General features: G+C 51.3%; 19 protein-coding genes. 17 read left to right on the top strand and 2 right to left on the bottom strand.

Annotated elements, in window-relative coordinates; translation table 11 throughout:
• The 5 genes from miaB to ACJROR_RS04840 form a co-directional block, all read left to right on the top strand.
• Positions 1-856, top strand: an 856-nt coding sequence (gene miaB, locus ACJROR_RS04860) for a tRNA (N6-isopentenyl adenosine(37)-C2)-methylthiotransferase MiaB (protein ID WP_406546113.1), incomplete at its 5' end; no start/stop codon positions are given.
• A gap of 6 nt (positions 857-862) precedes the next feature.
• Complete coding sequence (ybeY, locus tag ACJROR_RS04855; protein ID WP_406546112.1) at positions 863-1348, top strand: rRNA maturation RNase YbeY; 486 nt, start codon at positions 863-865, stop codon at positions 1346-1348.
• 187 nt (positions 1349-1535) lie between these two features.
• Positions 1536-2414, top strand: coding sequence for an HlyC/CorC family transporter (locus tag ACJROR_RS04850; RefSeq protein WP_406546111.1), 879 nt, complete (start codon positions 1536-1538; stop codon positions 2412-2414).
• A 69-nt stretch (positions 2415-2483) separates the two neighbouring features.
• Positions 2484-4148 carry an apolipoprotein N-acyltransferase gene (lnt, locus tag ACJROR_RS04845; RefSeq protein ID WP_406546110.1) on the top strand — a complete coding sequence of 555 codons (1665 nt, stop codon included), beginning with the start codon at positions 2484-2486 and terminating at the stop codon, positions 4146-4148.
• 1364 nt (positions 4149-5512) lie between these two features.
• Entirely contained in the window at positions 5513-6976 is a 1464-nt protein-coding gene (locus tag ACJROR_RS04840; protein ID WP_406546109.1) for an AGE family epimerase/isomerase, read from the top strand.
• A gap of 168 nt (positions 6977-7144) precedes the next feature.
• On the opposite strand, the gene ACJROR_RS04835 is transcribed toward ACJROR_RS04840, so the two are convergent.
• Positions 7145-8056 (bottom strand): L,D-transpeptidase family protein, encoded by a 912-nt coding sequence (locus tag ACJROR_RS04835; RefSeq protein ID WP_406546108.1) that lies wholly within the window; start codon positions 8054-8056, stop codon positions 7145-7147.
• Between the two features lie 233 nt (positions 8057-8289).
• Between ACJROR_RS04835 and ACJROR_RS04830 the strand changes: the two genes are divergently transcribed.
• The 3 genes from ACJROR_RS04830 to ACJROR_RS04820 all read left to right on the top strand — a co-directional run bounded on the left by ACJROR_RS04830 (position 8290) and on the right by ACJROR_RS04820 (position 14102).
• Complete coding sequence (locus tag ACJROR_RS04830; RefSeq protein ID WP_406546107.1) at positions 8290-9906, top strand: transposase; 1617 nt, start codon at positions 8290-8292, stop codon at positions 9904-9906.
• 118 nt (positions 9907-10024) lie between these two features.
• The gene (locus ACJROR_RS04825) at positions 10025-12064 is read left to right on the top strand and encodes a P-loop NTPase fold protein (protein WP_406546106.1); all 2040 of its coding nucleotides are present in this window, start codon (positions 10025-10027) and stop codon (positions 12062-12064) included.
• Between the two features lie 232 nt (positions 12065-12296).
• Entirely contained in the window at positions 12297-14102 is a 1806-nt protein-coding gene (locus ACJROR_RS04820) for a hypothetical protein (protein WP_406546105.1), read from the top strand.
• Positions 14103-14232: 130 nt separating this feature from the next.
• On the opposite strand, the gene ACJROR_RS04815 is transcribed toward ACJROR_RS04820, so the two are convergent.
• Positions 14233-14736, bottom strand: coding sequence for a DUF4143 domain-containing protein (locus tag ACJROR_RS04815; protein WP_406546115.1), 504 nt, complete (start codon positions 14734-14736; stop codon positions 14233-14235).
• Between the two features lie 372 nt (positions 14737-15108).
• Here ACJROR_RS04815 and leuS point away from each other — a divergent pair, with 372 nt between their 5' ends.
• The 9 genes from leuS (at position 15109) to rodA (ending at position 24641) form a co-directional block, all read left to right on the top strand.
• Positions 15109-17694: a leucine--tRNA ligase gene (gene leuS / locus ACJROR_RS04810; protein ID WP_406546104.1), complete on the top strand. Its 2586-nt coding sequence runs from the start codon at positions 15109-15111 to the stop codon at positions 17692-17694.
• A 75-nt stretch (positions 17695-17769) separates the two neighbouring features.
• Positions 17770-18480 (top strand): hypothetical protein, encoded by a 711-nt coding sequence (locus ACJROR_RS04805; protein ID WP_406546103.1) that lies wholly within the window; start codon positions 17770-17772, stop codon positions 18478-18480.
• Positions 18481-18493: 13 nt separating this feature from the next.
• Positions 18494-19549 (top strand): DNA polymerase III subunit delta, encoded by a 1056-nt coding sequence (holA, locus tag ACJROR_RS04800; protein ID WP_406038349.1) that lies wholly within the window; start codon positions 18494-18496, stop codon positions 19547-19549.
• A complete protein-coding gene (locus ACJROR_RS04795; RefSeq protein WP_406038347.1) occupies positions 19542-20207 on the top strand; it encodes a nicotinate-nicotinamide nucleotide adenylyltransferase in 666 nt (221 codons plus the stop codon). The genes holA and ACJROR_RS04795 overlap by 8 nt, the downstream gene beginning before the upstream one ends.
• Positions 20208-20440: 233 nt before the next feature.
• Positions 20441-20671: a TM2 domain-containing protein gene (locus tag ACJROR_RS04790; RefSeq protein ID WP_406038345.1), complete on the top strand. Its 231-nt coding sequence runs from the start codon at positions 20441-20443 to the stop codon at positions 20669-20671.
• Between the two features lie 50 nt (positions 20672-20721).
• Complete coding sequence (rsfS, locus tag ACJROR_RS04785) at positions 20722-21042, top strand: ribosome silencing factor (protein WP_406038343.1); 321 nt, start codon at positions 20722-20724, stop codon at positions 21040-21042.
• Complete coding sequence (gene rlmH, locus ACJROR_RS04780; RefSeq protein WP_406546102.1) at positions 21039-21509, top strand: 23S rRNA (pseudouridine(1915)-N(3))-methyltransferase RlmH; 471 nt, start codon at positions 21039-21041, stop codon at positions 21507-21509. Before rsfS ends, rlmH begins: the two co-directional genes overlap by 4 nt.
• 90 nt (positions 21510-21599) lie before the next feature.
• Positions 21600-23501, top strand: coding sequence for a penicillin-binding protein 2 (gene mrdA / locus ACJROR_RS04775; protein ID WP_406546101.1), 1902 nt, complete (start codon positions 21600-21602; stop codon positions 23499-23501).
• Positions 23502-24641 carry a rod shape-determining protein RodA gene (gene rodA / locus ACJROR_RS04770; RefSeq protein ID WP_406546100.1) on the top strand — a complete coding sequence of 380 codons (1140 nt, stop codon included), beginning with the start codon at positions 23502-23504 and terminating at the stop codon, positions 24639-24641. It abuts the gene before it with no gap.
• Positions 24642-24716 lie beyond the last annotated feature (75 nt).

The raw sequence follows: 24716 nt of genomic DNA, 5'->3' as shown, positions 1-24716 counted from the left end.
CAACTTCTGCACCTACTGCATCGTGCCCTATACCCGGGGACAGGAAATGAGCCGGTCTCCCGAAGCAGTCATTGAGGAGATAAAAATTCTGGTATCCCAGGGCATCCGGGAAATCAACCTGCTGGGACAGAATGTGAACTCCTACTGCGGCGTCTATGCCGGAGGACAGATCTGCAATTTTGCCGAGCTCCTGTATCTCACCGCTGAAATTCCGGGAGTGGAACGGATCCGTTTCACCACCTCCAATCCCCACGATCTCTCAGACGAAATCATCACTGCCTTCCGGGATCTCCCCAGTATCGCAAATTCCCTGCATCTTCCGGTGCAGTCAGGCTCGGACAGAATCCTGAAGCTTATGGGGCGGAAGTACGATCGGGAAAGATACTTCGAGGTGGTAAACAAGCTGCGAGCAGCGCGTCCGAATATCTCCCTGAGCTCCGACTTCATTGTGGGCTTCCCGGGGGAAACGGAGCAGGATTTCCGGGACACCATGGATCTCATAGACCGGGTGCGCTTCGATCAGAGCTTCAGCTTTATCTACTCTCCCCGCCCCGGCACTCCGGCTGCCGCCATGGAGGATAATGTCCCCCTGGCGGAAAAAAAGGAACGTCTCTATGAGCTCCAGGCACGCATTAACTTCTTTGCCCAGACCTACAGCCGGGAAATGCTGGATACCGTCCAGAAGGTGCTTATTGACGGACTTTCCGTAAGAAGCTCCCAGGAGCTCCGGGGCCGCACCGACAACAACCGCACGGTGAACTTCCCGGGGGATCCGGAGCTTATCGGCTCCTTCAGAAATGTGAAAATTACCTATGTTATGGCTCACACCCTCCGGGGCGAGCTTGTCAGGGATTAGCTAAAGATGATTACCATAGACTATCAGATTGCCGTTAAGGAAACTGCCGGACTTCCGGAGGAAGCAGATCTTGTAAAATACGCCGAAACCGCCGCCCGGGATCTTGTCGCAAATGCCGCCATGACCGTCCGGATTGCCGAGGAGGATGAAAGCCACGCTCTTAATATGGAGTACCGGCACGTGGACAGACCCACTAATGTGCTCTCCTTCCCCTATGAGCTTCCCGAGGATCTCCCGCCCGAAGCCCGGGAGGAGCTGCCTGAAAACTACCTCGGCGACCTGGTGATCTGCAAAAGCGTCGTGGAACGGGAAGCCCGGGAACAAAACAAAACTCCGGAGGAGCACTGGGCTCACATGGTGGTGCACGGCACCCTGCATCTTCTGGGCTTTGATCACATTACGGATGAAGAAGCCCGGGAAATGGAAACCCGGGAAACCGCCGCGCTCCGGGAACTGGGCTTTCCGGATCCCTACCGGGATGATGAAGAATAGCAAAGCGGCAGCTCACGAAAGCAGCAATTTCCGTGTTGCCTGCTTTCCTTCCCGGCTTTGCCTTTTTACGGCGCATTTCCCCATTTTCCCGGCATTCCCCCGAAAACCGGCCCGGAAAAGGTTTATAATACCCCGGCATTTTTTGTAATTTTGTAAACGCACAAGGAGCGGTATTACCGTTAACATTATGAGCGACGAGCGTAGCGTAGAGCACTCCGCCACAGCAAATCAGCATCCGCAGAAACGCAGCAACTGGCTTGGACGTCTGGGTCATATGCTCAAGGGCGAACCCAACGACAAGGACGAGCTGGCAGACATTATCACCGAAGCCGGGGAACGGGACATTATCGACGAAGACACCCAGGATATGCTGGAGGGAGTTTTTGAAATCTCGGAGCTCCGGGTACGCGATATCATGATTCCCAGATCTCAGATGAACACCCTGCCCTCCGCCGCCTGCATTAATGATGTAATACCCAAGATCATTGAATCCGGCAATTCCCGCTATCCGGTAATCCATGAAGACAAGGATCATATTGAGGGCATTCTTCTGGTAAAGGATCTCCTGAAATACATCGTCACTCATGAAAACGCTCCGGTAACGGACATCATCCGGCCGGCGGTGGTTGTCCCGGAAAGCAAGCGGGTGGACAAGCTCCTCAAGGAATTTCAGCAGTGCCGCTATCACATGGCCATTGTGGTGGACGAATACGGCGGCGTGTCCGGACTGGTAACCATCGAGGACATCCTGGAGCTTATCGTGGGAGAAATCGAGGACGAATATGACGAAGAGGATGATGCTCCGGAAAACATCACCGAAATAAACAGCTCCCTGTACCATATCCTGAGCCTGACGCCCATCGAGGACTTTAATAAAAAGTTCGGCACTGACTTCACCAATGACGAGTATGACACCATAGGCGGCATGGTTTTGCATGCCTTCGGGCATCTCCCGGCCAAGGGCGATTCCATCTCAATTGAAAATTTTGATTTCAAGGTGCTGTCCGCAGACAAGAGAAGCATCCATCTGCTCCAGATGACCGTAAATCCCCGGGAAGAGGAGTAATCCTTCGCCTTGAATTCCGGGATCGCGCGGCATCCCGGCTCTATTCCGCTTTAGAACAGATATCCCCCTATGAATATTAAGAAGCTAATCCGGAAATGCTGCTGTGACGGCTCTTCCGGAAAATATTCCCCTGAAAAGCTGGCAGCGCTGATTGGCTGCCCTCCGGCAGCAGTCATTGCCAGCCTGGGCTTTATGCAGCAAATTCCGGGTCAGTGGCTCCTGACCGTTATCGGACTCGTTCTGTTCGGAATCATTCTTATCAAACAAAGCACCCCGAAAAGAGCATTCTTTGCCGTGCTGATATTCGGAACGGTTTTTCATACAGTATCCCTGAGCTGGATCCTCAATGTCATGACCTCCTTCGGAGAAATGCCCTTTGTTCTGGCCCTAGGGATCATTGTATTTTTCTGCATGTACTTTTCTCTCCTGCCGGCTCTGGGAGCCTGGATCTCCGTGAGACTGATCCGGACAACCCTCTGGCTCCGCTATCTGGTGCTTTTTCCGGTATTCTGGAGCATGTCGGATGTCTTTAATGCCTGGTTTATCAGCGGTTTTCCCTGGGACTGGCTCTGTTACACCCAGACAAACAGCATTCTGAGCAATTTTGCTCCTCTTGTAGGCGGTGAAGGCATTACCCTGCTTCTGGTGCTGCTCAGCATGAGCGTGAGTCTCTCCGCGGCCCGGAAAAATCCAGTCTGCATCACCGCCGGAATATTCATTTTAACCGCCGCTGCTGCTGCGACTGATCTGTCATTCACAGCCCCGCTGAATCCGGTCAGGGTCACCCTGATTCAGGGCAATATCAAAACCGAAACCAAATGGCGGCCGGAAAATGTCATTCCCATTATCAGAACCTACTACCAGCTTTCAAACAACGCTCCGGACACGGATATTATGATCTGGCCGGAATCTGCAGTGCCGGCCTTTGAAAACGATCTGGAAAACGACAAAAACGGCATTCACGTGATTTCCGAGCTCGACAACTACATGAAAGATAAAAACATCGGCTTTATTACCGGGATCCAGTATTACGAGGAATCGCCTCTGGGGTTTGACGATCCTGATGCCAATCACGGTCTCAAATTCTATAACGCCGTAATTGCTCTGGGCATGATGGATGCTCAGGGGATCAAAAACTATCAGCTGCTCCATAAAAACCGTTATCAGAAAAAGCATCTGGTTCCCGTGGGAGAATACATTCCCCGGCAGATACGGCAGTTTCTCCGCCGCCTGGGGCCGATGTTTAATATGCCCATGAGCTCCTTCAATCCCGGCGCTCCGGAACAGGACAATATTGAGGTGCTGGGACTGAATGCCGCCTCCGCCATCTGCTATGAGATAATCTTCGGCAATGAACTCCGGGAGCAGATAAAGGCAGCAACCAATTTTATTGTCACTCTGTCCAATGACGGCTGGTTTACCGGCACTCAGGGCCCTGTGCAGCATCTTAACATCGCCAGAATGCGGGCTATGGAATTTCAGAAGCCGGTGCTCCGGGCCACCAACAACGGCATCACGGCCATCATTGACAGCCGGGGCGTCATTACCGGTTCTCTGGGGGAAAACATTGCCGGACATCTTTCCGGGATCATGACCCCCAATCAGGGCCGCACCCCGTATGCCAGCCATGGGCGGCTGTTTGTTTACGCTCTTTATATCCTGATTGCCCTCATCTGCGTCTTTCAGGCGGCGTTTCTGCTGAAGGAAGCTCGGGAAGGAAAAGATGCCGCATAAGCCAGTCATGCCGGAACAGAAACCCCTGTCCGGCTAAGTCTCGATCTCTGCGGCTTTCCCGAAACCGCCCGGCAAAAAAACTGCTCCCTTCATAATTGCTTTCCCGGGGTCTCTCCCCCTGTACTCCCTCTGCCTCTCTCCAGGGGTAACAACAGAGCTTGCCACGGTTATCTAATCAGCGTGATCTTCTTCTCAAATTAGCGCAGCTTTATGAAATTTTGTTTCTATGAATTTCCGTCTTATTTTGGTCAAAACTTTCATAAAAAGCACCAGCAGATCTGCAATCTGGCAGCAACGAAAAAGGGCAAAACCTTATAATCAAAAGGTTTGATCTGAACAAAGTCCTAAAATACTCGCAAATTTTGAAACTGTTTTCAGAAACTTGAAAACAGTTTCATTAAAAATTTTTGTAAAATTGTTTCATTTAGCTATTGCATTCTGTGCTCTATATCACTATTATGAAAATGTGCTCAGCGAGATGAGCAAAGAAAAAGTTTCGGAGGAACACGAAATGAAGAGATTATTTAACAGATACGTTGCAGACAATCGTCTGGCTCCCGTAACTCGCCAGTACTTCTTCTGCTATGTGAAGTAACTCCGGATCCCCAGGGATCTCAAAAAGGTTTAAGTAACAGCAAGTAACGTTAAGACTAGGAAAGAACAAAGGAAAAGACCATGAAAAGATTATTTAACAGACATGTTTCAGACATGAACCGGCTGGCCCCCGTAACCCGCGCCTATTTCTTCGCCTATGTGAAGTAACCCGGAATCAACCGGATGCCTTAATTAACTAACAAGAGGTAAACAAAATGAGAAGATTATTTAACAAGCACGTTGCAGTTAACCGTCTGGCTCCCGTAACCCGCGCTTACTACTTCAGCTACGTAAAGTAATGCCGGATTCCGCGCCGCAGGCTTTTGGTACCCCATAACATATTTAACGAGGTAAGCAAAATGAGAAGATTATTTAACAAATACGTTGCAGTTAACCGTTTGGCTCCCGTAACCCGCGCCTACTGCTTCAGCTACGTTACCGGCGAGCGCTGCTAACAGTTCCGGTCAGAGAGAACCCTGATAAGATTCTCCTGACTTCCGATTAACCGATTTCCAAAATTTCCTCTCTTCCCGGCGTCACTCAAAATGGCGCCGGTTTTTTATTTCCCGCTGCGGCTTCCGGCAGCTTTCATGAAAATGCGGCAAAACCTCCGCGATCCGGAAACAAAACGCCGGAATCTCCCAAAAAATGCCTCGGGAAATTCCAGTACCGGAAGCTTTTGTGATAAAACCTGATTAAGTCCTCCGGAAAATCTTTGAAAGCAGGCATTGCAAATAATCTCCTCTCCCCGCAAGCATACAGGTGTCATCATGAAGCTTTTACGCCCCTATTTAGTTCTTACCCTCCTTTCCATGAGCGTTCTGACCGGCGCAGCCAAAGCCGCGGAAACCCGGGGCTACATTCCGTCCCCGGAGGAATGGCAGGATCATGCGGCCGTATTGGAAAAGTACTGGCTTAACCCTACAGCATTCGGAAACCCTCTGGGCAAATTTCCCACCTGGCGCTGCAACGACGGCAGCCAGATCACTCCGGAAAGCTTTGTCTGCCCGGATGACGCTCCTTCCCGGGACGGTAAAATGCCCGAGATCATGAAACAGGACTTTGTCAGAATGATCTCCCGGCAAACCTTTGCGTACGGCGCTCTTTTTAACCTGACCGGAAACCCCGAATGCCTGAGACTCCATAAGGCCGGCGTCCGCTACCTCCTGGAATATGCCCGGGATCCGGAGGGGGTGTTTTATACCGTCATTGACAGCTCCGGAAAGGGAGCTCCGGAAAAAAATCAGCGCACCAGTCAGGATCTCGCCTATGCTCTGGTGGGCCTGGCCATGAATGCCTACCTCACCCACGATCCCAAGGTTATCGCCGCCATCCTCAATACGGAAAAGTATCTCTTCAGTAACTACTACGACCGGGAAACTCAGCTTATGAAATGGGTGCTCGCGGACAGCCCCTCTGAAAAGACCGATCAAAAGGAGCTCGTGGCCGCGCTGGATCAGCTGAATGCCTATATGCTGCTTATCTGGCGGCTCCTTCCGGAAACGGAAATGGCTGACTTTCAGGAAAACATCGCCGCCGTCATTAACAGCATGAAGAAGCATTATCTCAAGGAGGACGGGCTTTCATTCCGGGGCTGTCTGGAGAGACCGGAATGCTCCGGCCCCAATGCCAAACACTCAGACTACGGTCATACCGTGAAGGGCTTTGCCATGGAGCTTCTGGCCGCCTCATATCTGGGAGATAAAAAAACTGCCGCTGAGGCCTGGAAGGGCATGCTCCATACCGTGCAGGAAGCCGCCACTCCCGACGGCCGGGAATGGTATGAAAACTCCCGGAAGAGCGGCGCCAGCTGGTGGGTTTATGCCGAACTGGATCAGGCCGCCCTCACCTTGGCTCTGGCCGGCAAATACGATCTCGGAGATTCTCTTAAGCTCTGGCTCACCAAATACACCGACAGAAAATACGGCGAGGTGCGGTTCGGGAGGAAGCAGCATCTCTGGAGAAATGGCATGCACTCCGCGGAGCACGCTCTCTGGGGCTATATCATAAGTCAGGGGATCCGGGCTCAGGCCTGCAGCCGGGACAAGGTCTGCCGGAAAACGGACTTTAATACTCCCGCCATGAGAACCGAGCTCTATTTCAGCAATACCGCTGACACCGCCAGAGTGTTCCCCTATCAGTTTGCGGGAGACATAAGCGCCAGAGAAGAACTCCCCGGCGGCATCGTCAGGGTTTCGTTTAAGAACATCCGGCTTCCCGATGCGCTGAAATAACCGCAAACCAAGGCCAGGCGCGCTGTACGCTGCGGGGCCCCAAAAAAAAAGCCTCCGGCCTGAAATAAGGCCCGGGGTTTTAGTTATTAACAGGTTATCAGCAGACTTTTATAACTTAATCACAGAGTTATGCACAGCCTGCCGGTCAGACCAAACAGAAAGCAGCGCTCAGAAATCCACCGGATTCAGCATTACCGGAATGCCGCTTCTCTCATTAAACTCCTGATCCAAAATGGCGGTATCCACCTCGTTTTCCTGAAAAAATGCCCTGATTTTCTGGGAAAGGTGAATCGGAGAGTAATTGTCGGAATTGATCTGCTCGAAGGTAGTGGAAAGCGGCTGATGGATTTCGGCATAAACCCCGCCGTCCGGTTCCCGGGTTACCTTCACAGGTTCGTTGATAAACTCCACTCTGGTGCCTACCGGAACGTTTTCAAAAAGATATTTTATATCCGGATCCCTGAGACGCACGCAGCCGTGACTGACCCGGAGACCGATGCCGAAATTGGCATTGGTGCCGTGAATGGCAAAAAGTCTCCCCACATAAAGAGCATAAAGCCCCATGGGATTGTCAGGGCCGGCCGGAACCACCGCGGGAAGAGGCTCGCCCTTGTCGGCATATTCCTTGCGGGTGGCGGCGGTAGGCGTCCAGGTGGGGCCGTCCTTCTTGCGCTCCACCTTGGTTACCCATCCCGCGGGAGTATCCTTTCCCAGCTGGCCGATGCCGATGGGGAGCACATCCACGTAGCCGTCATGATAATAGTAAAGACGCATTTCCGGGGAATTGATGATAATCCCCTCATGCACGGTATCGGGCAGAATAAGCTTCTGGGGAATAACCACATTAGTTCCCGGAAGCGGAGAATAGGGATCAACCCGGGGATTGGCCTCCAGCATATTGCTGAAGCCCATCTGATAATCCGCCGCAATAGACTCCAGAGAAACATTTCCCTTGGGAACCTTTACTATCTTAAGCTCGCCTACCAGCCTGCCGCCGTCATCAGGAACCCGGTAGGTTACGGCATGGGCATTCAGGGCCAGAGCCATAACGCCGAGACAAATAACAGAAATAAACTTCATTAAGCCATCCTCGCTAAAACTCCCCTCATTATAATACATTCGCCCCTAAATATCCGTCCCCGGGAGATTTTAGGAAAGGGATGCCTGATCCCGGAGAGGAACCGGAAACGCCTCCGGCACTTTCAGGAAAGAACCGATAAAGGTTCGCTGACTCTGCCGAAAATATGCTGCCGGCCGTATTCAGGGTAACGGGGAGCCTGCGGGAATTGATACGGGAACAGCCTTGAAGTATTATGGGAAGAGCAAAGGAAAAGAGTAAGTCCACGATATATTCAGACAAAATGGCTGACAGCAGCGGAATTAAAGGAACAGTAATGGCGGTACCCCCAGAAATAAGAGCCGTAGACAGACCAAAAAACACCATTGTCGAGGACAGAGGCAAGGACGGTCCGAAACGTTATGCGGTGAGAGAGCGCGGCGCTGTTAAATACATCCCCGGCAAGAATCCCCAGCCTCATAACGGGAAAGTTATAGGACATATCATTAATGGAAAATACGTGCCGTTAGTGAAATCCAAAAACCCTGAAGATGGTGATAAACCGGATATGCTCTCATACGGATCATCTTCATTAATTAAATCAGTATCTGATGATCTACTGGAGGATTTACTGAAGGTTTACGCCCCTGCTCAAGCTTACAAGATTCTGGCTATAGCATCCCTGAAGGTAATGCGTCCGGGTATAACAGCAAAAAGAATGTCCACGGCCTATAAAATGACGTTTATCTCAGTTTATTATCCGGGGATATCATTTTCTCAAAAATCTTTAGGGGCCTTGTATGATGAAATCGGCGCGGATATTGGTAAATTAAATGCATTTTTCAAACACAGAATAAAATCAGCAGCCCCCGGACATCATCTGGCAATAGACAGCGCATTAAAAAATAATACCACCACTGTTAATGATTTATCCTCCTACTCATGCAAAGCAAAGAAGAGCCATTTTGGGATTAGAGAATATTCAGTAATATACGCCTATGATATAGAAAACAGGGAACCGATTTGCGCTGAAATGTTTTCCGGTAATTGCAGAGACATTTCTTCTTATACCAGCTTCATAAAAGACAATGACATTAATCCCGGTACCATCAATTCTGGTATCATTCTGGCAAATAAAGGATTTACTTATCATCAGATCAGGGATGCACTCAAAATTTGCCCTGAAATTCACTTTCTTGCTCCAATTAAAAGCAATAAACGAATAGCTAATAACAGCATGCTGGAGTTTCAGGGAGTTCTGGATGGGATTTCTGAAAATGTTCGGTATTGCAAAAAGAAAATCAAAAACGGTAATTATTTATATGCATTCCGTGATGCGGATTTAGCTGCCCAAGAAGAAACTGCTAAATTAATAGAAGCAAGAAATAACAAAGATTATAATGATGAAAGCTTTTCTGAAAAAGAAAAGACTTTTGGGTTAACTGTATGGGAATCTGATTCGGATCTGGATCCTCTGATTGCATATAAGACATATGCAGAAAGATGGCTGCCGGAACTTATCTTTAAAAGATATAACAGCGATGAATGCCTGGAATTAACTGATAATCAGGGAACTTTTAGTATTACCGGCTCAGAATTTGTAAACTTCATTTCTGCAGTTATCACGGCCAGAATATTAAAGAAATTTGAAAATGCCGATCTTCTGAAAGAACAAAGCTTTGCCGATGTTATGGATGATTTAGCGTCAGCATGGCGCAAAACCAATGCCTCATTAAAACTTCCTGATAGCAAAGACGCATATTGGGTTCATACCAGTAATGACGTATTTGCGGAACTGGAAAAATTAGGTCTGAGTAAACCACAGTCAAAGCAAGTATCAAATAAACCGGTACCCCAAAAGAAATCAGGTTAGCTTTTTAGGATCTTGCGCATAAACTAATCCCAAATCAATAAAAATTCCGCAATGGCAATGATTTTATTATAAATATTATTGGCCATTGAATTATTAATATTACAAGGTGCTTATTAAAATGAACGATTATACCAATATTATCGACTCTCCTCTGAAAAATTCAAAGGATGACAAACTTGACACCGGAAAATATGTCATGGGACTGGCTCGCTTTTTAAGCCAGTCTGCCATGCCCACCACCGTGGCCATTCAGGGACAATGGGGCTCCGGAAAGACATCGTTTATGAATCAGCTCCGGAGCATTCTTTGCGATGCCGATGACGACAATAATAATCCTTTGTACTTCGGCGTTTGGATGAATATGTGGGAATATTCCCTGATGCAAAATCCGGAACAGATTCTGACCGGAATTATCAAGGGGCTTACAGCTGAATGCGCTGCCGTTCTGAGCAAGCTCAATGCCCCGGCTACCTTTGCCAGCGACTTAAGGGATAAGACCTGGTCTTTCCTTAAAAAAACCGGAACTGTAATTGCTTCAACCGCAGTGAAAGCCGGGGTAAACTCCGTAGGTCTGAACGGTGATGCCGCTGCCGAAACCTTGCAGAACACCATTAGCGGAAATTTAAAGGAAACCACACCCCATGAAATCAGAGAATCCTTTGCCATGGCGGTTAAAAAATGTTTGGAAAGTCAGCCCGAAAACGAACCGCAGCGGCGCGGCTTCATGTTTTTTATCGACGATCTTGATCGCATTAATCCGGAAAGCGCCGTGCAAATTCTGGAGCTCCTGAAAAACATGTTCGAGGTTGATAACTGCATATTCGTTCTGGCTATTGATTATGACGTGGTTGTAAAGGGTCTCAAGGCAAAATTCAGTAATAGCGATGAGCATGATGATCGGGCTTACCGCTCATTCTTCGACAAGATAATTCAAATGCCTTTCTCAATGCCGCTTGGGTCTTATAATATAACTTCATTTTTGGAAGATTCACTGAAAAATATCGGCTATTTCAACACTGAGGACTTACGCAAGGAAATACAATTACATCAGTCAGAAGACTCAAATTCTTCCGCTGTCATTTCAATTATCGATGAAATGACACGACTGTCAACAGGCCCCAATCCCAGATCAATAAAACGACTGATAAACACTCTTTCATTAATTAAAATAATCAGCGATGTCCAAGTCTCAGAAGCCGGGAATCAAAGAGAAGAGATGAACGAACAGGATCGCCTGATGAACTATGGACTGGTCTGTCTGCAGATTGCCTACCCCCAGGTATATGAGCGCATCGTTCAGGAACCGTGTTTTACGGAATGGAATGATAATACCGCCCGGAAATTCCGCCTCCCGGAACTCACTGAAGAAAAGAAAGCCCTTCTTAACGGCATTGACGAATTCAACGCCCTCTGGAAACAGGTGGTCTACCGTCTCTGCCAGACCAGCGCCTATCTCATGGCTTCCGTGATGAGCATTTCCAAACTTCTCAACATGATAAAATCCCTGTATGACGATACTGATTTTGAAAATAAGATCACGCAAATACTGGGCATGACCTCCGTTACCTCGGTAACGCCGTCAGATAATTCCGATATAAATAAGCAATCTAATAAGAGAGCGTGCGTCTCTCTGGAGGAATATTTCAAAAATACCTTAGACGGAAATGCGCCGGAGGTGTTAATAAAAGCTGGTTATAATCTCATCGAAGATCTGCAAAATATCTTTGCAGAAAGATTGGAAATGAAGGTATACCGGGACGGAATAGCTTTTACGATAAAAAATTTTAAGACCAAAAACCAAAGAGTCCAAAACGCGCCAAAATTTTTATGGATCCGCGTGTATCAATATAACCAATCACAAGGCCCCAAACTGGAAATAGCCTGTTATTCAAAAGCTGGCTGGGCCGGGAACATATACTATATGGCCAAAAATAAGTATGGGTGCTGGATAGCAGATTGGGATTCTATGACACAGTACTTTCAGGAGGAATTGCATTTCATCAGAAACTCTTCTCCCCAATGTAATAATGTCAGCACCATGATAAAACTGGTTTTTGAAAATACATCAAATGATTCATATCCGGTCAATCTGAATATTGCCGAACTGCTTAAAAAGGCTGTGGATCAAGCTCTGCAAAATAATGCTCAAGTATCATGAAATCTGGTTAAGCAACTTTCAAGTGTCACAAATTCAAACCCCGTTATGATTTGTGACACTGTTTTTACCATATTTCATAACCTGTTTATTTTGAGATGCGTATATTGAGCCATGATAATAACACAAAATCCAAAAGGCGATTTTCTATATAACCATGGTAAATGGTTAAATTTTTCGTATTCTTTACCTGTATACGCGCCCATATACCCATGTTTTTGATTAAGGTATACCCATGAAAGGTCAGACCCCGGAAGAAAAAGCCCGTCTGTTAGCTCTGGCAGGCAATCCCAAAAACGGACTTGTGGAAAAACTGAAGTCCATACCCAACGGCTACAAGATTCTCACCAGAGCCTATGCCTACGATCCCGTCAAGAAGAGAAGCCGGAACACCAAGCGCTGTATCGGCGTGGTGATTGACGATAAGTTCTGCACCTCCGAGGAATACCACAGGATGTATACCAAAAGAGGTCTGAGCCGTGCGGCAATCACGGATGTCACTGCTGCTGCCCCTGCTGACAATAAAACCGAAACGAACTCTCCGGCAAAGCCTTCCGAAAACAAAGCTGCCGGTTCTCCTGCTGACTTCGTTGTTTACCAGCGGCTTCTGGAAGCCATTCCCATATTGTACGGCACCGCGGTGAACTCAGGCATTCTGGAGGATCTGAAGGCGGCCTATGGTGACACCGTGATTGCCAATAAGATTCTGAGCATCGCCATGCACTGGATCATGGCTCGGGACAGCTCGGCAAACAGATTTCCCATCTTTTCCAAAATCTACGCTCTGCCGTTTCAGAGGGATTTAAGCGAAAAACAGCTGGCCAGACTGTATTCGTATCTGGGAACAAATCATGCCGCGAAAGAGCAGCTGTTTTCCCGGCGGAGCCAAAGGTTCGCTTCCCGCTCCGCAATCAGTTATGATTCCGTAAACATTCCGGAAAATGCGGAGGATACCAGCTTAAATTCACCGCTGTCCGAAGAAGCCGCCTCTCCGGCAATGCGCCTCTCCGTGCTGACGGATCGGGACACCGGGATGCCCCTCCGGTACAAACTTTTTAACGGTGATTATCCGGACGGCTCCGCAGCTTGCGATCTGATTCCCATAATTCAGGGCTTATCCCCGGATAAAGATTTCCTTTTTGTCTTCGATCGCCGATACGAAACCTTGGATAATCTGCTGTCCTGCTCCCTTAAAAGCATACCCTGTCTGATGGCTGTCAATGACTTGGATGAGTCATTTATCTCCAGGATCCGGGACAAATACGACGCTTTCCGGGAGACTTCCGCAATTATTCCGGGAACATCTGTTCACGCACATTCCTTCAGGGAAACACTAAGCCACCGCGGCTGCGATTTTCCGGTTTGGGCGCATGCATTCAGAGACGACGAAAAGAGCTCTCAGGAAAACGACGACTTCTCCGAGAACCTCGCTTTATTTGAGATGATATGGCAAAGAGCTACGAGATCGGAACGGCAAGAGCTCCTGCGCAATCCTTTCAGCGAGTTCTTTGTTTTTAACGGTACGGACAATAACGCAAGGCCCGAACGCAATGAAGAGGCCATCAGAGACTATACCCGGAATTTCGGCTTCTTTGTACTGGTTTCATTGCAGGAAATGACTGCGGAAGAGGCTTACTCGTACTGCAGAAGGCGCGAAAACATCGAGAAGTGCTTCGCAGCCAGCCAAATGACTCTCATCGGCGCTGGCGAAGCCTCCCGCCGGAATAGCATGGAAGGCCGGTTTGTCATAGCTTTTACGGCTCTCAGCATCATAGCCTGGCTGGAAAATGAGCTGAAGAAGGAGAGACACTTGTCTGACCGGAGAAAGAAGAAAATAGCTGCCGGGGAATACAGCATTGCCGATGTAACGGATTTAACCCAGGGGATCACGATTAATTATGAGGTGAATTCCGGAAAGTGCTGGATTGGCGGCAAAATTGAGGATCCCTCCAGACTGGCGGCAGCCTGCGGACTTCCGGAAAATCTCTATGACCGCAAACCCGACTATATCAAGTCGCTTACGGCGCTGAATCAATCATGATGAATGCTGCCGCATAAGCCGTGACAGTAACATGCGGGGGCAGCGTCCGGAATCATCTGTCACAATTTACGAATTTTTTCTGATTTGTGACACATCATGGTATCCTGACATTTCAGGACAGTTCCGGCTGCTATGCCAGAACGAGATCCTTCTTTCCCAGCAGAAAATCCATGATGTTCATGTGCATAATGCCGTCCCGGGAGAAATCGAACCTGTCCAGGGAGAGCACATACTTCGGAGCGGCATCTCTTACGGGCTTAAAAGCGCCGAACTCCCTTTCAATAGTTTCAGGACCGGCAAGAACATAAGCCACCTGAATGAAGCACTTCCGCCCTCCGGAAATAACCACAAAATCAATTTCCGCCCGGTAGGTTTTTCCGGTAAAGACTTCATAATCCCGGGATAGCAGCTCATTGTAAACAATGTTTTCCAGAAAGAATGACACGTCCATGTTCATCAGATTCGCGCGATTCACCAGATTCGTGTTTATCATTCTGAAGCCAGTATCCACGGCGTATTGCTTCTCGACATAGGACATGGCTTTTTTTCCGGCAATATCGAACCTCCTTACCCTTGAAATCAGACAGGCCTTTTCCATCTTGTCTAGGTACCTGTAGATACTTCTCCTGTCAATGCGTTCATCGTTAACGCCGGCAAAATAGCTTCTCTCTTTACATACATGTTCTTCCCGCCTACTTGCAAGGATCTCAGGCTGATTTCTGCCATTATAGTGTCACAAATCGGAAAAAATTCTTGATTTGTGACACTTATCTTCACATTTCCGGAGTTTCCCTTAGCCCGTTCCGGAGTCTCCGGAATCATTTTGTGATTAATCTTGCAGTTTCACCCATAACTATATAAGTGTATAATGCCTGAGCGCTTTTAATGACGGGAGATCTCCCCGGATCACGGTCCCGCTCCGCTGCGGAGCCGGACAAAAGCAGCAAAGCCAACATTTTTTACAAAGTCTCTCCTGAGAGAGCCGGAAATTCCTACAGGCCAGCATATGACAGTCATTCTCAAACAATATAATCCTCACGATCTGGAACCTCAGGTTCAGGAATACTGGGAGCAGCATAAAACCTTCAAAGCTTCCATGGATACCGGCAGGGAAAAATTCTACTGTCTCTCCATGTTCCCCTATCCCTCCGGAAGACTGCACATGGGACATGTCAGGAACTACACCATCGGAGATGTGATTTCCCGCTTTCAGAGACTCAACGGCAAGGAGGTCATGCAGCCCATCGGCTGGGACGCCTTCGGTCTTCCCGCTGAAAACGCCGCCGTTAAAAACAAGACCGCTCCGGCCAAATGGACCTATTCCAACATTGCCTACATGAAGAAGCAGCTCAAGATCCTGGGCTTCTCCTTCGACTGGGATCGGGAAATCGCCACCTGCAAGCCGGAATACTACAAGTGGGAGCAGCGGTTTTTCACCGAGCTCTACAAAAAGGGGCTGGTTTACAAGAAGACCTCTACCGTAAACTGGTGTCCCAATGACCAGACGGTGCTGGCCAACGAACAGGTGCAGGAAGGCCGCTGCTGGCGCTGCGACTGTCCGGTGGAGATCAAGGAAGTGCCCCAGTGGTTCCTGAAGATCACCGCCTATGCCGAAGAGCTCCTGGAGGATCTGGATAATCTGCCGGGCTGGCCGGAAACCGTTAAGACCATGCAGCGGAACTGGATCGGGAAATCAGAGGGTCTCAACATCAAGCTTAAGGTAGACGGCCGGGATGAGGTGCTGGAGGTTTACACCACGAGACCCGACACCTTCATGGGCGTTACCTACGTGGCCATTGCCGCCATGCATCCTCTGGCCCGGGAGGCTGCCAGAGTTAATCCCAAGATTGCCGAATTCATTCAGGAATGCCGCAACCTTAAGATCGCCGAAGCCGATATTGCCAAGATGGAAAAGAAGGGCATGGCCACCGGCTTCTATGCCATCCACCCCCTGAACGGCAGAAAGGTTCCGGTGATGGTGGCCAATTTCGTTATCATGGATTACGGCACCGGCGCCGTAATGTCCGTGCCGGCTCATGACCAGCGCGACTATGAATTCGCCAAAAAGTACGGTCTCGACATCATTCCGGTAATCCGCCCCGCAGATCAGGATCAGCCGGACGTTTCCGAAGCCGCCTACACCGAAAAGGGCATCACCTTCAACAGCGGAGAATTTGACGGCCTTGATTTCAAGGGCGCCTTTAACGCCATTGCCGACAAGCTGGAAAGCATCGGCATGGGCCAGCGCACGGTAAACTACCGTCTCAGAGACTGGGGAGTTTCCAGACAGCGCTACTGGGGCGCTCCCATCCCCATGATAAACCTGCCCGATGGCAGCGTGGTTCCCGCTCAGGAGTTCCCGGTGCTGCTCCCCGAGGATGTGGTCATGGACGGCATTGTGAGCCCCATCAAGGCAGATCCGGAATGGGCAAAAGTAACCGTTAACGGTCAGGAAGCCCTCCGGGAAACCGACACCTTCGACACCTTCATGGAATCCTCCTGGTACTATGCCCGCTATTGCTGCAATAACTACTCCGATGGCATGCTGGACAGCAAGGCCACCGGCTTCTGGCTTCCGGTGGATCAGTACATCGGCGGCATCGAACACGCCTGCATGCACCTTCTCTACGCCCGCTTCTTCCACAAGCTGCTCCGGGACGCCGGCATGGTGAACTGCGATGAACCCTTCACCCGGCTGCTCTGTCAGGGCATGGTGCTGGCCGATGCCTTCTACTACAAAACCGACAACGGCTCCAAGATCTGGGTAAGCCCGCTGGATGCTCTCTGCGAAAAGGACGCCAAGGGCAATATCACCAAGGCTCATGACAAGGAAGGCCACGATCTCACCCATGCCGGCATGACCAAGATGAGCAAGTCCAAGAACAACGGCATCGATCCTCAGGAAATGGTGGATCGCTACGGCGCGGACACGGTGCGGCTGTTCATGATGTTCGCTTCCCCGGCCGAGCTTACTCTGGAGTGGAAGGAATCCGGCGTTGAAGGAGCTCTCCGGTTTATCAGAAAGCTCTGGAACAACGTGCAGGCTCTTCTGGAGACCCCGCGGCCGGAGCCCTACAATCCGCAGGATCTCAATGAAACCGAAAAGGAAATCAGAAGAGAGCTTCACAAGACCATCGAAAAGGTCACCGATGACATCGGCAGAAGACAGACCTTTAACACCGCCATTGCCGCCATTATGGAATTCCTGAACAAGCTGCAGAAGCTGGATCTCTCCCGGAAGACCGCCCTGTCTCTGGCCTATGAATCCTACGACAAGGTGGTGGTGCTTCTGGATCCCATCATTCCCCACACCTCCTTTGCCCTCTGGCAGGATCTGGGACATCAGGAAGCGGTGGACGAGACCTCCTGGCCCAAGGCCGATCCCGCTGCCATGGAGCAGGACAGCCGTCTCATTGTGGTGCAGGTAAACGGCAAGGTCAGAAACCGGATCACCGTGGCTGCCTCAGTTCCGGAGGAGGAGGTCAAAAATCAGGCTCTCAATGATGAAACAGTTAAGAAGTTCACTGACGGCAAGACCGTTAAAAAGGTAATATACGTAAAGGATAAGCTGGTGAACATCGTGGCGGTCTGACTGCCCGGGACAGCTTGCGCTTAAAGACAGCGGCCGGGGATCTTCTCCGGCCTTTTCCGGTTAACACAGGTCTCTATGAACATATTTCCCCCGCTATTCCGTCCCCTCCTTGCCGTTGCTGCTACAGGCATTATTCTGTCCGGCTGCGGCTTTCATCTTCCGCAGGATGAAAAGCTTTCTGACAGCTGTCCGGAACTGATTCTTGCCGGAGACGACAATGATATTTTTTACAAAATTCTGGAGGAGAAGCTGATATTAAGCGGGGTTAAGGTAACCCCCGTTATCGGCAGCTACGCCAGCTATCTCAAGGGAGACATTCCGGTGCTTTCCTGCGGCCCCATGCAGGGGAACAGCAAGGTGCTTTCCGTAGCCGGAAACGCGCAGAATCTGGAATACACCTACAAAACCTCCGTGGCCTGCAACCTCTTTACCCCGGGACATCGCCCCTATGCCATCGCAAATACCCTGAACCGTTCCTACCTGAACCGTTCCGGCGTCACTATTTCCACGGATGCGGAAAAAAGCGTCATCATTGAAGAGTCGGCAGAAAACCATGCTGATATGGTGCTGATCCGGCTTGGCAATGTCTGGGGCGTGCTGCCCCGTCTGGCATCTCAGGATACCGCTGCCGGCACGGCCGCTGATGGCGTCCGGGTGGTGTTTGATCCCACCTCCGAAAACTCCCGGGAAATGAGTCTTGAAGAAGCCAGAAAAGCTCCGGAAATGCAGGATTTTGAGATAAACACCCCAGAGTCCCCGAAATCCGGAGGAGCAGCGCCGCAGTAAACGGAGAACAGCCATGCAGATCTACGGAAACAAGCTGGAGCAGCATCTCAGCGAACACGGACTTTCTCCGATCTACATTATTGCCAGCGATGAACCCTTCTGGCATGAGGATGCCGGAAGAACCATCGTGAACTTTGCCAAAAGCAGGGGCTTTACCAGCTATAACTACAACAGCTTCAGCACGGACAGCATCGATCTGGAGCTTCTGGAGGACTCCTGCGGCAGCCCCGGTCTTTTTGCGGAAAACTCTCTGGTGGTGCTCAGCGTCCCCGCCATTAATAAAAGCAAGGGACTTCGGGAGGCCCTGGCCATTCTGGAACGCTGTCTGAATCCCTCCCTGCTGGCCATCGTCAACACCCCCAGACTCTCCAAGGCGGATCTGGGCTCCGGGAAGCCCTTCGGCAAGCTGGCCGCCAAAGGCCTGGCGGTAAGCTTCTATCCCCTCAAGGATTATGAATACACCAAATTTATCAATGATCGCGCCCGCGCCTTCAGCCTTTCTCTGGATCCTCAGGGCACGGCTCTGATTCTTTCCTCCTATCAGGGCAACCTTTTTGCCATGGTGCAGACGCTGGAAAAAATCTCCCTTTCCGGCAAAAGCGGTTATGTTACGGCAGACGAAATCCGCTGGCATATCAGCCCGGAGAATCACTTTTCGGTATACGACCTCCAGGATGCTCTCATAAACCCGTCCCTGACCATTGAAAGACGGCTGGTGATGATCGATTCCCTCAGGCAGGAGGGCACCCCCGTGATGGAAATCATCGGCCAGTTCGGCCAGGCCCTGCAGGATCTTTATCGCCTGAGAACGCTGATGGATCGGAACCAGCCCCTGAACAGCTTTTTTGAGGGACACCGGATCCTGAAATTCCTGCCCCAGAAAAGAACCGTCTATCAGAAGGCGGCTCAGGGACTCACTGCCCCGGCGCTCCGGCATCTCATAGATCTTATCTGTCGGGCGGATCTCGCAGTCAGAAACTTTGATGAAAAAACCGCCCTCATGCTGATCCGCGAAACCGCGGCAGCCCGGAGCTGCCCCTCCAAAATCAGGTTAAGCGCCAATGATTAAAAAAGGCATTCTCGGCGGCACCTTTGATCCCTTCCATCTGGGGCATCTCATGCTCCTCAGGGAAAGCATGAAGGCCCTCGGTCTGGATGCCGCCATCGCGGAACCCAACCGGGTGCCCTACTACCGGAAGCAGCCGGCGCTATCCAACGAAGAAAGACTGGAAATCTGCCGGCTTTCAGTATCTGGCATTCCGGGAGTACAGGTTTCCGACCGGGAAATCCGCCGGGACTCCTACACCTCCACCTGCGAGCTTCTGCGGGAACTAAGAAGCGCGGAACCGGAAACATGGCCGGTTTTTATTATCGGCATGGACTCCTTTCTTTATCTCCATAAGTGGGTTCACGGAGAAGAGATCCCGGAATACGGCAACCTCGCCGTTATCAGGCGGCCGGGCTCGCAGCTCCGGCCGGAAGAGCTTCCTCCGGAGCTCCGCCGCATCTATGAAAAATACCGCTCTCCGGACAATGCGGTAAGAGGCCCGGCGGGACAGATCTTTTTTCTGGATACGCCGGAAATGGATATCAGCGCCACCGCCATAAGAGAGCTGCTCCGGAAGCGCGATTTCGCCGCCGCCCGGGAATTCCTGGCTCCCGCCGCCCTGGCCCGGATTCGGGAAATCATGGAGGAAAGGCCCCGGATTTGGGACGAGCCCTCCTGATTGCCATTCCGGCCCGGAATTAGCAGCGATCCCGGTTCCCCGTATCATCATCGCCCCTGCCCCGCCGGCTCCTCCCTCCCGTCCTCCCGCTCAATCCTCCTGCTGTCCCGAAAACGTTTTTTTCCGAGGGCGGGCGTAACTTTTTGAGAAGCCGGGGGCAGTTTGAGATACAATATACGGCCGGGTAATCACCCGGCATTATCGCAAATACAATCAATCGGAGTCTTGCTAATATGAGTAATGAAGTCGCAATCGAATCCCATACCGTAAACAAGGTTATCTACCTGGTTTTAATATTTTTCCTGGGCGGGTTAGGTATTCATAAGTTTTATGCCAGAAGACCCATCGCCGGCATTCTGTACCTTCTTTTCTGCTGGACCGGAATTCCCGTTATTCTGGCGCTCATTTCCTTTGTGATCACGCTGTTCACCCCGGCTGACCCTGCCGGCAATATCGAAGCCTGATTACTTTGCCATCAGACCCGTATAACCGCACTATCAGGGAAGCAATTACTTTGAACACGCAGGAAATCGTAAAGGAAATTGAAAACGCCGTTCTGGACATCAAGGGACGCGATCTGGTATCCATTGACATGAACGGCCGTTCCGACATAACCGATGTCATGATGATCTGCTCCGGCACCTCCGTGAAGCATACCGCGGCCATTGCCGACAGAGTGGCCCGGGCTCTCAAATCCCGCAAGATTCCCATCTTCGGCATCGAAGGGGAACAGAAGGGAGACTGGGTGCTGATGGACGCCGGCTCTGTGGTGCTGCATATCATGATTCCGGCTGCCCGGGAAAACTATCAGCTGGAACAGCTCTACGGGTTATGAGAATACTCCTCATTGCCGCGGGCACTAAAATGCCCGCCTTTGTGACCATGGGCTTCCAGGAATACCAGAAGCGCTTTCCCCGGGAAATGACTCTGGAGCTCGTGGAAATCCCCCTGGGCCACCGGGGCAAAAACGCCGATGTGGAAAAGCTCACCCGGGAGGAGGGGCGGCTCATGCTGGCTCAGGTGCCTAAGGGAGCAATGGTGATCACTCTGGATATTCCCGGCAAAATGTACTCCACTCCGGAGCTGGCCGAGGAGGTGCGTTCCTGGAAGATGAGCGGCCGGGACGTGGCCATCCTCATCGGAGGCCCAGAGGGCCTCTCCCCGGAATGCAAGAAGGCCGCGGAAAAAAGCTGGTCTCTCTCCCGGCTCACCCTGCCCCATCCTCTGGTGCGCATCGTCATGGCGGAAAGTCTTTACCGGGCCTGGAGCATTACCGCAAACCTTCCCTACCATCGAGAATAATTTTTTATAATGTTTTTCCTGAGTTCCCGGCGCCTGAGACCGCCGCGCAACAACGATTTTGAACGCAGGCTTTTCAAAAAAAGGCTCATTGTGGCCTTTTTGTTCATGGTGATGCTGTCCCTGGTACTGCTGGGAAATCTCACCTATCTTCAGGTCATCTGCTACAGCAAGTACCAGACCCGGGCCAACGACAACCGCATCAAGCTGGTGCCGCAGGCCCCCTCCCGGGGACTTATCTACGACCGCAATCACATTATTCTGGCTGACAACCGGCCGCTGTTCAGTCTAGAAATCGTGCCGGAAAACTCCCGGGGCCTCCGGGATGACATTGCCGCCCTGAAGGATCTTCTGAAGCTGGAGCTGGACGATGACGACATTGCCAAAATTCTGGATCGCTCCCGCTACCAGCGCAAGTTTCTGCCGGTAACCATTGCCGAAAATCTTAACGAAATACAGGTGGCGGTATTTGCCGTAAATCAGTACCGCTTTCCGGGAGCCCGCATCGAGGCCAAGCTCAAGCGCTACTACCCGTACTCTGAGACCTTTACCCACGCCATCGGCTACGTAGCCCGCATCAATCACGATGACCTCACCCAGCTGGAGGCCCGGGGGAAGCTGAACAATTACGCCGCCACCAACGACATCGGCAAGCAGGGCATCGAAAAGTACTACGAGGATCTCCTCCACGGGATTTCCGGTTACCGGGAGGTGGAGGTGGACAGCCGGGGCCGGGAGATCCGCACCCTGAACCTGGTTTCCCCCACCCCAGGAAACGACATCACCCTCACCATCGACGCCCGCCTGCAGCTCAAGGCCCAGCATCTCCTCCACGGCAAAAGAGGGGCCATTGTCATGATGAACCCCCGAAACGGCGAAATTCTGGCCATGTTTTCCTCCCCCGCCTATGATCCCAACCCCTTCGTAAGAGGCATTAAATCCCGGGAATACGGAGCTCTTCTCAGCAATCCCGACCGTCCTCTTATCAACCGGGTAACTCAGGGCGGCTACTCCCCGGCCTCCACGGTCAAGCCCCTGATGATTATCATGGGACTCAATGAGGATCTGGTGAACACCTCCACCCGTTTCTTCGGCGGGCCGTTTTTTCAGCTGCCGGGATCCTCTCATAAATTCCGGGACTGGAGAAAATGGGGCCACGGCTGGATGGACATTTTCCGGGCTGTGGAGATTTCGGCGGATACCTTCTTCTACGATCTGGCCTTCAGAGCCGGCATAGACCGCATCAGCCGCTACATGAACCAGTTCGGCATGGGCAAAAGCACCGGCATCGACATCTATGAGGAATCCCTGGGGAACATGCCCACCAAAAGCTGGAAAAAGAAACGCTTCAAAAGAGACTGGGTGCCCGGAGACACCGTCTCCATCGGCATCGGCCAGGGCTACTGGACCTCCACCCTGCTGCAGCTGGCCCGGGCCCATGCCATTCTGACCCAGAACGGCAGAAACGTAAGACCCCATCTCCTGCAGTTTGCCCGGGATCCCACCGGAGTAAGCCCGAACATCTATATCCCGCCGGACAGCGCCATCGCCCTGCCGGTTAAGGACAGCCGCTACTGGGATTATGCCAGAACCGGCATGTGCCTTGTTATCAACGGTCCGGAGGGCACCGGGAGAAGAGCCTTCGCTCACACAAGCTACAGCGTCTGCGGCAAATCCGGCACCGCCCAGATCGTGGGGATCAAGCAGGATGCCCGCTACAATGCCGGCGCTCTCCGGGAGACCCACCGGGACAACGGCCTTTTTGTGGCCTTTGCCAACAAGGAGGATCCCGAAGTTCTGGTGGCCGTAATTGTGGAAAACATGGGCGGGGCCGGCAAGGTGGCCGCCCCCACCGCCCGGGCCATGCTGGACGAATACTTCCGCATCCGGGATACCCCCTGCGGAGCGGACGAGCTTAGAGCCCTCAAGGAGCAGTATCAGGCGGCGGAGGAGCAGGAGGATCTGGAAAAAATGAAGGAAAAGAGGAAAAACTAAATGGCAGGAAATCAGGAATCCTACAGCCCCTTTGATGTCGCAAAGGTTCCTCTGAGACACCGGGCGCATATCGATATGCCTCTTATGGGCGGTCTTCTGGCAGCTCTGGGGCTCAGCCTCATTGTGCTTTACAGCGCTTCGGGACAGCATTACGAAATGCTGCTCCGGCAGCTTCTGCGCACCGGACTCAGCTTTATCCTTATGATCTTCATTGCCCAGATAAATCCCCGGATCTTTGAAAGGTTCTGCTGGCCTCTCTTCGGGATCTGTCTTGCCATGCTTCTTGCGGTAATGTTCTTCGGGGATGTCAGCAAGGGAGCGCAGCGCTGGCTCAATATCGGGTTCATGCGCATTCAGCCCTCGGAATTTCTGAAAATCGTCATGCCCATCACTGTGGCCGCCCTGCTCAGCAAGGACAGTCTGCCTCCCAGATTCATGAAGGTGGTGGCCGCTCTGGCGGTCATCGCCATTCCCACGGTGCTTATCGCCAAACAGCCGGATCTGGGCACGGCCATTCTGGTATCCTCCGCCGGGATGTTCGTGGTTTTTCTGGCCGGCATCAGCATCTGGTGGATCGCCGCCGGCATCATTCTGGCCGGATCCCTGTTCCCCATTATGTGGAACTTCGTCATGCACGACTACCAGAAGCAGCGCATCCTGACCTTTCTGAATCCCGAGTCCGATCCCCGGAATACCGGCTATCACATCATTCAGTCCAAAATCGCCATCGGATCCGGAGGCGTTTACGGCAAGGGCTGGCTCCACGGCACCCAGTCACAGCTGGACTTTCTGCCGGAGCCCCACACGGACTTCATCTTCGCCGTGTTCAGCGAAGAGTTCGGGCTTATCGGCTTTGGCATTCTGATGAGCATATACCTTTACATTATCACTAGATGTCTATATATTTCCCTCAGAGCTGACAATACCTTTTCGCGGCTTCTGGGGGGAGCCATTTCCCTGACGTTTTTCTTTTACATATTTGTAAATATCGGAATGGTTTCGGGGATCCTGCCGGTGGTAGGGGTTCCGCTGCCTCTCATCAGCTACGGCGGCACCTCCATGGTTACTCTGTCAGCAGGTTTCGGTATAATTATGGCCATTCATACCCACAAGGAACGCAAAAGCTACCCGGATCTCTGAACTGTATTCGGAAGCGCGGCCAAAACCGCAGCTTTAAAGCGCGAATAAAACGCTCACATTAACCCGCACATTAAC

It is taken from the genome of Succinimonas sp., from assembly GCF_045225735.1.
GTDB lineage: Bacteria > Pseudomonadota > Gammaproteobacteria > Enterobacterales > Succinivibrionaceae > Succinimonas.
Note: the sequence above shows the minus strand (reverse complement) of the source record. Positions and strands in the feature narration are given on the sequence as shown.